Below are 11,452 nucleotides of genomic sequence, written 5' to 3'. Positions count from 1 at the left end.
ACCCTACCAATCAGAACTAGCACCGCTATCGCTCGATGAATCATCTGAGAAACCACTATCATAAGATGAGTTATCATCCGAACTGCCGCCGTTATCGCCCCAGCTACCCCAGTTAGATGGTTCGTTAGAAGCACTGTTATCAACGTAACTGTTATTCGGTTGTTGATAAGTATCAGAGGGCGTTGAATGATGATGACCTGAAAGCCTGTCTTGCAGTGCCCTGCCAGCATAACCTGCAGCCGCACCAGCCGCAGCCCCGCCGAGAATACCGCCCCAATTTCTTCGACTTTGCGGCTGTCCGTAATATCCGCCATTAGTCGGGCCATTATACGGGTCGTTGTTATAACCTGGCGTTCCCTGTCCCGGAATAAAATAATTAGGATCATTCACACCCATAGCATTACGGTATGCCAAGCGCTTTCTTCTCTGGTTTCTGATGTAAAGAATAATGAGCAGTATAGGCGCAAAAACAACTACAGCGCCAATAATTTGCTTGAGCGTCTCGTCGTCATCCTTCTTTAAATTATTTGGACCAACAGTTGTTGCTTGTGTGGCCTGTTGAGCAGGGGTATTAACTACAGCAGGTAACTCATTTCCAAGATCAGTCACCAGTGTTTGCAAACCAGCATTATAGTCTGCCGTTTTAAACGACGGTTTCAGATCGGCAAGTATGGATAAACATTTATCGCCGCTAAGTACATTTTCCAGGTTGCTGGCCACTTCAATGCGTTGCTTACGCTGTTTAATGGCAGCTACATAGACTATGCCCCGCTTGTTTTTGCCAACATGCCATTTTTTGCCTATCAATACGGCAAAATCCTGAATATCGTAAACCACAGGAATTTTATTAACCAACACAATTGCTAATTGCACATTCCTTGTCTTCTCAAGTTCAAATATTTTTTTATTCAATTCTGTTACCTGAGACTTGGTAAGCACCCCGGCAAAATCATTAACGTAAGTGTTTTTTTGAGGCTGAGGAATTTGAGCAAATGCAACACTGCTAAAAAGCAAATAAAAGAGGAGGAAAAACTTTTTCATAAAATAAGATAAGGCATTGATAATAATTATTTTGGTCTATAAATATAGCAAACTTTGCAACATACGCACCAACGCAGAATGATGTTGCTAAAAATTCTTATAAATAGTGTTTTAATATCATTTATAAAACTGTAGCTTTGCACCACGAAAATAGCACCCTTTACACAAAGTGCTGAAGCATTAATAAATACTTAAATACCTGGTTATTTTTATGCCCAATATTGGAAAAATATCACAGATCATCGGTCCGGTAGTTGACGTGAGCTTCGGAGATGACGCACATCTTCCCAAAATTTTTGACGCTTTGGAGATCACCAAAGAGAACGGTCAGAAAATTATTCTTGAAGTACAGAAGCATTTAGGCGAAGATCGCGTACGTGCCGTTGCGATGGACTCTACAGATGGTCTATTACGCGGTATGCCGGTAGTTGACCTTGAGTCTGCTATCAAAATGCCGATTGGTGACGCCATCAAAGGCCGCGTATTTAACGTAGTAGGCGACGCAATTGACGGTATCGCAAACTTAGACAAATCAAACGGTCGTCCTATCCACAACCAGCCCCCACGCTTTGAGGATCTGTCAACCGAAACCGAAGTACTGTTTACCGGTATTAAAGTTATTGACTTGCTGGAGCCTTATGCAAAAGGTGGTAAAATCGGTCTGTTCGGTGGTGCCGGTGTAGGTAAAACCGTATTGATCCAGGAGTTGATCAACAACATTGCAAAAGCATATTCAGGCCTTTCAGTATTTGCTGGTGTAGGTGAGCGTACCCGTGAAGGTAATGACTTACTGCGCGAGATGCTGGAATCAGGCATTATTAAATATGGCGAAGAGTTTATGCACTCTATGGAGCAAGGTGGTTGGGATCTTTCTAAAGTAAACACTGAAGAAATGAAAGATTCTAAAGCAACCTTCGTTTTCGGCCAGATGAACGAGCCGCCGGGTGCACGTGCACGTGTAGCGCTTTCAGGTCTTACTATCGCTGAGTACTTCCGTGATGGTGACGAAGAAGGTAAAGGCCGTGATATCCTGTTCTTCATCGATAACATCTTCCGTTTCACCCAGGCAGGTTCAGAAGTATCGGCACTGTTAGGTCGTATGCCTTCTGCGGTAGGTTACCAGCCAACCCTGGCCACTGAGATGGGTATGATGCAAGAGCGTATCACCTCAACCAAACGTGGTTCAATTACTTCAGTACAGGCGGTATACGTACCTGCGGATGACTTGACCGACCCTGCGCCGGCTACAACCTTCGCTCACTTGGACGCTACCACCGTACTTTCACGTAAAATTGCCGAGTTAGGTATCTACCCTGCGGTTGACCCTCTGGATTCAACCTCACGTATCCTTAGCCCTGCCATCCTGGGTGCCGAGCACTACAACACTGCTCAGCGCGTAAAAGAAATTCTGCAACGCTACAAAGAGCTGCAGGATATCATCGCCATCCTGGGTATGGATGAGCTTTCTGAAGAAGATAAACTGACTGTATCCCGCGCTCGTCGTGTTCAGCGTTTCCTTTCTCAGCCATTCCACGTAGCAGAGCAGTTTACCGGTCTGAAAGGTGTATTGGTTGACATTAAAGAAACCATCAAAGGCTTCAACATGATTATGGACGGTGCCGTTGACGAGTATCCTGAAGCAGCCTTCAACTTGGTTGGTACCATTGAAGACGCCATTGAAAAAGGTAAAAAACTGTTAGCTGAAGCTAACGCCTAATACACCCCTCCCGGCCTCCCCAAAGGGGAGGTGCGGAAGGATGATTTGAATTTAACTAAAAACCTCTCCCCTCTGGGGAGATTAGAGAGGGGTTTATGACATTAGAAATTTTAACACCCGATAAAAAAGTATTTGAAGGCGAAGTAAACTCAATTACCCTGCCTGGTACTGTGGGTTCATTTGAAATACTTAACCACCACGCTCCTATCATTTCTACCCTGCAAGATGGTAAACTGGTTGTGCGTGGCACCGGTAAAGAAGAAGTTTTTCTGATACACGGCGGCGTTGTTGAAGCATCTAACAATAAAGTGGTTGTATTGGCTGAGGGCATTACCCACAGATAAGAAAACATTTCACAGCAAAAAGCCCCGTTGGACAATCCAACGGGGCTTTTTTTATTTTGCTTTGCCATTTTATTTATCTGTAGCTGTGTAGTTTACCGCTATCGTCATCGGTAATGACATTTCAACCGGCCCTGTGGTTGTTTTTTTCATTTCTACAGTTGCTGATACATGCTGTTCAACTACCGATGCCAGCACCCAGCCGGTGTTTCTATCCACTCTCAGTTTGGTTACACCATCTCCCTTAACGTTAGCCATATGGATCAAGAAACCACCAGCCTGTTTAAATCCTACTGACGGCTGTGGCGCAATTAAGGTTTTTCCTTCAATTTCATAGGCATCATCACCAATATCAACTAAGGTATACGTAGTATTGTAACTAGCGGCCATGCCAGATTGCTCCCGGTTAATTGCATTTTTCCAGGTGCCTTTCGATGCTAAGGCCTGTTTTGGATAGATTATAAATGATTGCTGCAAGCTAGATTTTAACGAACCTTCTCCAAACGATTGCTTCAGCTGTGATACAATTAAGTTACGTTGTTGCTCATTAAGCGCCGTAACACTATTGGCGGCATTTGTAAAAATATCATCAAACCCTTTAACACTAATAATCAAGCCACTTTTACTCATCCATATATGAAAGGGTTTACCCATAACCAGATGCATAATCTTGCCGAGTATAGTGGTGGTGTCGGCTGAATTCATCGTCATCTGCTGACCTGCCATGTCCATGTTCATGGCCAAAGATTTATAGGATGTTTCCAGGTCGTAAACAGAATCCTTAACACCAATAACTTTATGCGCTGTGGTCCCCGATATGGCTATATTAACTATCGTTGGTTTGCCTTGTATAACCTGTTGGGTGCTTACTTTGGCATCAATTGTAAGATTATAAACGCTATCTCTTTTAAGATTAAGCGCCAAGTTTACTTTTTGTGCATAGCTGTTCAAGGCTGCAAAAAGCAGTGATAAGGCAATTAGTTTTTTCATATTACAATATCTGTGTTTTTGACGTAATAAATACGCCAAATGCAACGTTATTGACCCAAACGATAATTTTAAACACGCAAGGAATAAATAATTGCGTCACAATCACTATCTTGCAACGCCTTTTAAAACAACCTCCGAAAATGTGGATTTGCCCCAACTGTGATCAGAAGTTTTATAATCGAAACCAACCGCACCAATGTGCCGATTTTGGTATCGAGGATTTTGTACAGGGCAAGTCACCGCAAGCTGTTCAACTTTTCTATGCTTTCCTGGAGCGCCTTTTTGAAATTGGCCCTTATGAGTTACAACCACAAAAAAGCCGGGTAACACTTACGGTAAAAACACGTTTTGCCGCCATTAATAAATTAGGTGATGATTTTTTAGACGGGCACCTGGTACTGGATACGCCAAATCCTAACGAGTCTGTTGTTTACAAAATAGAGAACATGCCTAACCGCACGTTTGTGCACCACTTTCGTATTTATCATCCGGATGATATTAACGATGCCCTGATGCACCTGATGGGCCTTGCCTACAAGGTTGGCCTGCGCGAGTATGTGAAACCACCAATGCGTCAAAACAATTACGGTAACAACCGTAACAACTACGGCAATAACAATCGCTCGAACTACGGTGGCGGCAACAGTAACCGCTCTGAGTATGGTAACCGTTCTGAGTATAACAACAACCGCTCTGAGTATAACAACAACCGCTCTGAATATGGTAATCGTTCTGAATACAGTGCCAATAGGTCATCTCATCCACGCGGCCGTTCTGAGCAATAATTGACGTTTTACAGGCAAATTTAAAGTCTATTTCCCGGGTCAATAGTTGATAACGGATAGTGTTTAGATCCACTGTGCTGTTTTGTGTTGTTTACGCCCACAATATTGCTCCTATCAGTACATCTTTACCCAAACACTGCCCGTAATTAAAACGTTACTTTATTTTTGCAACCGATTGCAGAAATTTCTATTACCTTGGCGTACCAACGCAAACCCAAAATGAAATTTCAGCTATTTAAAACGCTTACGGTGGCATTATTGCTGCCCGCGTGCCTGTACGCACAGGATGCCCAGCACCCCAGCGTAGACCCCAGACCTTTTGCCGATAACGCCGGCCACTGGTATGGCATTGCCGATAAAGGCAACATGATTAACGCCCGTCCTGGCAGACCAAAGTACCCCGCTACCGCCCTGACTGACATTGGCGACAACATCCTGCTTTTTCAAAAAGATAACGGCGGTTGGCCAAAAAACTATGACATCTTTGCCATTCTTACCCCAGATCAGAAAGACAGCGTAGCTGCCGGCAAACATGTACTGAACACCACGTATGATAATGGTAGCACCTACACGCAGATTACTGCCCTGGCAGGCATTTATGATGTAACCAAGCAAGCCAAATACAAAGATGCAGCGGTAAAAGGCCTGGAGTTTATCATTGCCTCGCAATATGCCAATGGTGGCTTCCCGCAATATTATCCGCTGGAGGATAACTATAGCCGTCATATCACCTATAACGACGGTAACTATGAAGGTATCATGACGTTACTGAAAGACATCGTTGACAAAAAGCCTAAATATGATTTTGTTGACGAGAAGCTCCGCAAAAAACTGACCGCCACTTATAACAAAGGCATGGACTGTATCTTTAAAACGCAAATCAGAGATAATGGCCAGCTAACCGTTTGGTGCCAGCAGCATGACGAAGTAACCCTGGCACCGGCCTGGGCCCGCGCGTTTGAACCACCCAGCATTTGTAATGGCGAGAGCGCAGATCTGGTACTGTTCCTGATGCGTATCGATCACCCGGATGCACGTACTATCAACGCTATCCAAAGCGCTGTGGTTTGGTTTAACCAGTCTAAAATACTGAATACTAGGGTTAAAGTAATTCCAGCTCCGGTAATGCAAACGCCTTTCCGTGTTTCAAAATCAGACCGTGTGGTGGTTGAAGATCCCACCGCTCCGCCTATCTGGACCCGCTACTACGAATTGGGCACCCATAAACCGCTGTTCTGTAATCGCGATAGCAAAGTGGTTTACTCGCTTGCAGAAGTTGCCCGCGAGCGCCGCGATGGCTACGGCTGGTACACCTACAATCCGCAGAAAGTGTTAGATACCTACCCACAATGGCAAAAGCAATGGGCACCTGAGAAAAATGTATTGAATTAAACTAAATTTGATATTTATACTATTTGTCCATTGCCCTCGTTCCTCGCAATGACAAAACAAAACAAAGAAAGCCGCTCCAATTGGAGCGGCTTTCTTTATTCATCATCGTCCTCATCCCTTAGCGTAAAAGCCGATTCGGCCGAGTTGTACGCTTGTCTTAAACGATCCCGGTCGGCTTCGGTATCATTACCTGTTCCGGGAGGGAAATCATCAAACCCATCAGAGTGTACATCCTTCTGGCTCTGCTGATCGTCTGCTTCTGATGGCAGGTTGTCATCTGGCAATAAATCATCATCGGGTGTTATCATGGTTTTAAGTTTTAATGTACAACATCTTCAAATGCAGCTTGTTTGCGTTTAGCCAACCAGTTTTAGCTGCCCCAGGTGATAAGCCACGTGCGTGGTGCGGTTTATTACCAGGTTAAGGCGATTACGGGTTGGATCTTTAGCAAAATCTTCTTCGCTTACCGAGTTGTGGCGTTTAAACCAGTCTTCAGGCTGAAGGGTACCGAAAAGCTCTGCCAGCTTTTGGTGCACTTCTTTCCAGTTTTGTTTTAATATATCTAACGAATATTGATCTACCGCGCTGCCATCAGGATTTTTAATAAAATCATTATCCAGGTGCTGATATTTCCGCCCGCCTATGCCCATAATTTCGGCCATCATATCATGAACGGCCACTAAATGACCCAACAAATAAACAGGCCGGTTTTTGCCCGGAGCAATAGGTTTTAAAAGGATCTCATCAGGCTGATCAAAGAAAAACTTTTCGGTGCGACTGATGTGCAGGTTCCAGGTGTTGAGCACCATGGTAATAAACAATTGTTGCTGTTCCATAAGATTGAATTGATTGAGAGCTAAGATAGAAGGCTGATATTAATATGATACGCGGTGACACAATTTTGAGATTGAGATGATTAAACTACACCATCCAGCCCAATCTTTAATCACAAATTAACCATCGTCACAACCACTCATCCGCACATTTTGCCCAATTGCCGATACATTTTGCTATATATGTATCTATAAACCGTTGTTTTGTTTTATGCATCGTTTCAGGGCTACTTCTTATGTGATACATGCCGCCGGCTGGCTGCTGTTCCTGATTTTTCCGGTGCTTTTCCTCAACAACGGATTTAAAACCGGCGGAACCTGGGTTTTGCTGGGCTCGTCGTTCTATTGGCTGTTCTGCCTTACCTATATGGTATTATTTTACTTTAACCTGGGATATCTTATTCCAGAGTTTCTGCTAAAAAAGAAGTACATCCATTACTCAGTCATTATTCTTTTCTTGCTGGGACTGGTTTACTTTCTGCAACCGTTTGATAAACTGCTGGCACATAATCCGCGCGTGCAATCAGAGCTGCAGGCTATAGCGGCGGCGCAACAATCGGCATTAAAACCTGTGGGGCCGGCTACAGATAGCATGCTGAATAACGGTAGGTTGTTCGGCCCACTTCCTCACCAGGATTTACGCATGCAGGACCCCTACGTTAAAACAGGCTCGGGAATTAGTCCGCTGCTGGAGCATTCGCGCAATATTGACACCATCAGCCTGGTGATATTTGCCCTGCTCACAGCGTTGAGTATTGCCATTGGCACCACCCAGCAGTGGCAAACTACCGAGCAAAAAGTGGTTAAGGCCGAGGCTGAAAAAGCCAATGCCGAGCTATCGTTCCTCAAAGCGCAGATCAATCCGCATTTTTTGTTTAATACGCTCAATAACATCTACACCCTATCGGTTACCGGGTCAGCGCATACTTCAGAGAGTATCATGAAACTCTCCAACATTATGCGATACGTAACCGACGAGGTGAGCGAGGATTTTGTATGGCTGCAAAACGAACTGAACTGCCTGAACGATTATATTGACCTGCAGCGCCTGCGTCTGGGCAAAAAAACACAGGTAAATTTTGCGGTAAAAGGTAACGTATTGAAACACAAAATTGCTCCACTCATACTCATTCCCTTTGTAGAGAACATGTTTAAATACGGCATCAGCAAACAGGAAGAAAGCGTTTTAAACATGGAACTGATTGCCGAGGCCGATACCATCACCTTTTTTTGCGAGAACCGAATTTTTAAAACAGCATCTACCGAGCGCACCGGCGTTGGCATTGCCAACACCCGCCAGCGACTGGAATTTATCTATCCCAGCAAACATTTGCTTAACATTGATAACGACGGTCAAACATTTCGCGTTAAACTAACACTGCATAGCTAATATCACACCCATGACGCCACTACGCTGCATTGCCATTGACGACGAGCCACTTGCGCTCGAACTGATGAAGAAATACATCGGCATGTACCCACAACTGCAACTGGTGCGCACGTTTGAGGATGCCGTATCTGGCGCTGAGTTTTTGAAACTTAACATGGTGGATATTTTGTTTGTGGATATCAACATGCCCGACATTTCTGGAATAGACCTGGTACGATCACTGGACCAGAAGCCCATCATCATCTTCACCACGGCCTATAAAAATTTTGCTTTTGAAGGTTTTGAACTAGAGGCATTGGATTATTTGCTAAAACCTATCGACGCGGCCCGTTTTGGCAAAGCGGTAGAAAAAGCGGTGGAGTTTCATCAGTATAAAAACGCATCGGCAAATCAGCCTCAACAAGATAGCCTGTATGTGTATTCAGAGTACCGCATGGTAAAAATAAACCTGAATGAGATTGAATACCTGGAAAGTATGGAAGATTACGTTAAGATTCATACCAACACCAGTCCCAAACCTATACTTACACTAATGCCTTTGAAAAAGGCATTAGAAAAACTCCCGGCAAATCGCTTTCAGCGCATCCACCGCAGCTATGTGGTGGCTGTAAACAAAATCAAATCCATCCAGAACCGAAAGGTGCAGATCGGCGGCGCCGAACTACCTATCAGCGACAGCTATAGCAGCTTTGTCAAGGAGTGGAAAAAATAATTTGATTTGGGGTTTCGGATGTTCAATTTCAAATTTACATCCTAGAACATACGCTTGAATTACTTTGACAATCCTACAATCGACCGTTTGATAAATAAATCCGAAATCGAACATTCGAAATCCGAAGTTAATCGACACAATCCCCTCATTCACCGTTACCCTATTGCCTGACGATGGGGTTTTGCGCAAATTCCCTCAGCTAAATCTCAGCGCAATTTATGACAGCGATCAACAACAAACACATCCTTGTTTTAGATAAAGACAACGCGATGATGGGCATGGTGCACGATATTATGTTTTACGGCTACACCGATATGCACATTGTAAGCAATAGCCTGCATCTGCAACTAGCTGCCCATGCCTGCCAACCTGATCTGATTATTCTGGATTTTCTCTCGGCCGAGGCCGACGGTGCTGAGTTGTGCAGGGTTCTTAAAGCAGATGATCAGCTAAAAAATGTTCCGTTGGTGGTAATTGCCGGTCACCAACACATTCAATCAAACATTAACGGCTATTGCGATGTATTACTAATGTCGCCAACCGATACGAATAAGCTGGCAGAACAGATTAATTACCTGATTGCTTCGTAATTGTTATTAGTTCTGTATTTACATTTCAGCTTTACCCCATGAAAAAAATCTTCTTCTCCTGCCTGGCACTCGTTGCTTTGATGTGCTGTTTTGTATGGTATATATTATCTGAAGCATTTGGCGGACCGAAGGCTTTGTAAACCTCCGCACATCACTAGCCCGACAACTTATTAACTAATGGTTTTATTGTATATTGACGCACATTTTTTGTCGACACATTTGCGCTCCTCGTCGATACACCAACCGCTTTTGCTACGCTTAAGCGGTATTTTCATGTATTGATTTAAACAAGCCGCATATTTGCAAACAAAACGCGCTCAACCCGATTAAACCTGATAATGAAACTTAAAAAGAACATTGCCACCAGCGAGAACGGCTTTATTTTTAATCCTTCTACCGGCGACTCGTTTAGCAGCAACCCGATAGCTGCCGAGATACTGGCGCTGATGAAGGCCGGCCAATCTGCCGAGGATATTAAAACTGAGATACTGGGCCGCTACGATGTTGACCGCGCCCAATTAGAGCGCGATTGGGAAGATTGGGTAATGCAGCTGCGCGATGCTAACTTAATAGACCTATAACCTTGACTACTCACAACAAAAAATTGGTTATTGCCGTAACGGCCTTGAACGCGGTGGATAATCCCGGCCCGGGCGTAGCGGTGATTCGCGCGCTGCGTGAGGGACTGGGCAAAAACATCAGGATCATTGGCCTGTCGTATGAATCGCTGGAGCCGGGCGTTTACCTGCATGACCTTGTTGATAAAACCTACCAGATACCCTACCCGTCTGCCGGCGCGGAGGCATTGGTGGAGCGGCTGCAATACATCCACGGGCAGGAACATATTGACGTGGTGATTCCCAACTTTGATGCCGAGCTGTATAACTTCATTAAAGTGAGCGCGCAGCTACGCATTATGGGGATGCATACGTTCCTCCCATCGGGTGAGCAACTGGATGCCCGCGATAAAATTAACCTGAGCAAACTTGGCAAAAAACATCACCTGTTTGTGCCAGAAGATAAGATTATAACCCGTGTTGATGACCTGAAAAAGGCTGCCGAGGATCTGGATTATCCCCTGGTAGTCAAGGGCAAATATTATGAGGCCTTTATAGCTCAATCGGAAGAGCAGGCGCGCAAATACTTTTATCAACTGAGTGCCAAATGGGGACTGCCTGTTATCTGTCAGAAATTCATCAAAGGCACCGAAATTAATATAGCGGTATTGAGTGACGGCGAAAAGGCGATCAGTATTGTGCCCATGCGTAAATTATATATTACCGATAAAGGCAAAGCCTGGGCCGGTATTACTATTGAGGACGATGACCTGCTGCAGCTGGCCCGCAACTTTGTAAAGGCTACCAAATGGCGCGGCGCTTTCGAGCTGGAAATCATGCGCGATCCTGACGGCAAACCTTACATAATGGAAGTTAACCCGCGTTTCCCGGCCTGGATTTATCTGACGGCCGCTGCCGGGCAAAACCAGCCTGTGGCATTAGTAAAGATGGCTTTGGGCGAGAAGGTTGACGAGTTTAACGAGTACCAGGTAGGCAAAATGTTTATCCGCTATGCCTGGGATCATGTAACAGACGTAAGCGAGTTTCAGCAGCTATCGGCCTTTGGCGAATTATAAAATTTAATGATTATCGACTAAACCTATA

Annotated in this window: 13 protein-coding genes; 9 read left to right on the top strand and 4 right to left on the bottom strand. The window is 44.6% G+C overall.

All coding sequences use genetic code 11. The annotated features are described in order from the left end of the window. Positions 1–3: 3 nt before the first annotated feature. The gene (locus ABZR88_RS06410; protein ID WP_107828244.1) at positions 4–1,041 is read right to left on the bottom strand and encodes a TPM domain-containing protein; all 1,038 of its coding nucleotides are present in this window, start codon (positions 1,039–1,041) and stop codon (positions 4–6) included. A 211-nt stretch (positions 1,042–1,252) separates the two neighbouring features. Here ABZR88_RS06410 and atpD point away from each other — a divergent pair, with 211 nt between their 5' ends. Then, a complete protein-coding gene (atpD, locus tag ABZR88_RS06405) occupies positions 1,253–2,758 on the top strand; it encodes a F0F1 ATP synthase subunit beta (RefSeq protein WP_107828245.1) in 1,506 nt (501 codons plus the stop codon). A 95-nt stretch (positions 2,759–2,853) separates the two neighbouring features. After that, positions 2,854–3,102, top strand: coding sequence for an ATP synthase F1 subunit epsilon (gene atpC / locus ABZR88_RS06400; RefSeq protein WP_107828246.1), 249 nt, complete (start codon positions 2,854–2,856; stop codon positions 3,100–3,102). A gap of 69 nt (positions 3,103–3,171) precedes the next feature. On the opposite strand, the gene ABZR88_RS06395 is transcribed toward atpC, so the two are convergent. Further along, positions 3,172–4,089, bottom strand: a complete 918-nt coding sequence (locus tag ABZR88_RS06395; protein WP_107828247.1) for a DUF6263 family protein — start codon at positions 4,087–4,089, stop codon at positions 3,172–3,174. 140 nt (positions 4,090–4,229) lie between these two features. Between ABZR88_RS06395 and ABZR88_RS06390 the strand changes: the two genes are divergently transcribed. Both ABZR88_RS06390 and pelA read left to right on the top strand, forming a co-directional pair. Next, positions 4,230–4,874: a DUF5655 domain-containing protein gene (locus tag ABZR88_RS06390; RefSeq protein WP_107828248.1), complete on the top strand. Its 645-nt coding sequence runs from the start codon at positions 4,230–4,232 to the stop codon at positions 4,872–4,874. A 219-nt stretch (positions 4,875–5,093) separates the two neighbouring features. Continuing rightward, complete coding sequence (gene pelA / locus ABZR88_RS06385) at positions 5,094–6,266, top strand: pectate lyase (RefSeq protein WP_107828472.1); 1,173 nt, start codon at positions 5,094–5,096, stop codon at positions 6,264–6,266. 95 nt (positions 6,267–6,361) lie between these two features. On the opposite strand, the gene ABZR88_RS06380 is transcribed toward pelA, so the two are convergent. Both ABZR88_RS06380 and ABZR88_RS06375 read right to left on the bottom strand, forming a co-directional pair. After that, entirely contained in the window at positions 6,362–6,574 is a 213-nt protein-coding gene (locus ABZR88_RS06380) for a hypothetical protein (protein ID WP_107828249.1), read from the bottom strand. A gap of 48 nt (positions 6,575–6,622) precedes the next feature. Then, on the bottom strand, positions 6,623–7,102 hold the full coding sequence (locus ABZR88_RS06375; protein WP_107828250.1) for a DinB family protein: 480 nt from the start codon (positions 7,100–7,102) through the stop codon (positions 6,623–6,625). Between the two features lie 208 nt (positions 7,103–7,310). Between ABZR88_RS06375 and ABZR88_RS06370 the strand changes: the two genes are divergently transcribed. The 5 genes from ABZR88_RS06370 (at position 7,311) to ABZR88_RS06350 (ending at position 11,424) form a co-directional block, all read left to right on the top strand. Then, positions 7,311–8,489, top strand: a complete 1,179-nt coding sequence (locus ABZR88_RS06370) for a sensor histidine kinase (protein WP_107828251.1) — start codon at positions 7,311–7,313, stop codon at positions 8,487–8,489. A gap of 10 nt (positions 8,490–8,499) precedes the next feature. Beyond that, positions 8,500–9,201 (top strand): LytTR family DNA-binding domain-containing protein, encoded by a 702-nt coding sequence (locus tag ABZR88_RS06365; protein ID WP_107828252.1) that lies wholly within the window; start codon positions 8,500–8,502, stop codon positions 9,199–9,201. Between the two features lie 218 nt (positions 9,202–9,419). Then, on the top strand, positions 9,420–9,791 hold the full coding sequence (locus tag ABZR88_RS06360; RefSeq protein ID WP_107828253.1) for a response regulator: 372 nt from the start codon (positions 9,420–9,422) through the stop codon (positions 9,789–9,791). A 338-nt stretch (positions 9,792–10,129) separates the two neighbouring features. Beyond that, entirely contained in the window at positions 10,130–10,372 is a 243-nt protein-coding gene (locus tag ABZR88_RS06355) for a PqqD family protein (RefSeq protein WP_107828254.1), read from the top strand. 2 nt (positions 10,373–10,374) lie between these two features. Continuing rightward, complete coding sequence (locus ABZR88_RS06350) at positions 10,375–11,424, top strand: ATP-grasp domain-containing protein (RefSeq protein WP_107828255.1); 1,050 nt, start codon at positions 10,375–10,377, stop codon at positions 11,422–11,424. Positions 11,425–11,452 lie beyond the last annotated feature (28 nt).

Origin of the sequence: Mucilaginibacter yixingensis, from assembly GCF_041080815.1 — a bacterium.
GTDB classification, from domain to species: Bacteria; Bacteroidota; Bacteroidia; order Sphingobacteriales; family Sphingobacteriaceae; genus Mucilaginibacter; species Mucilaginibacter yixingensis.
The sequence above is the reverse complement of the archived record's forward strand: the minus strand, read 5'-3'. Positions and strand labels throughout refer to the sequence as shown.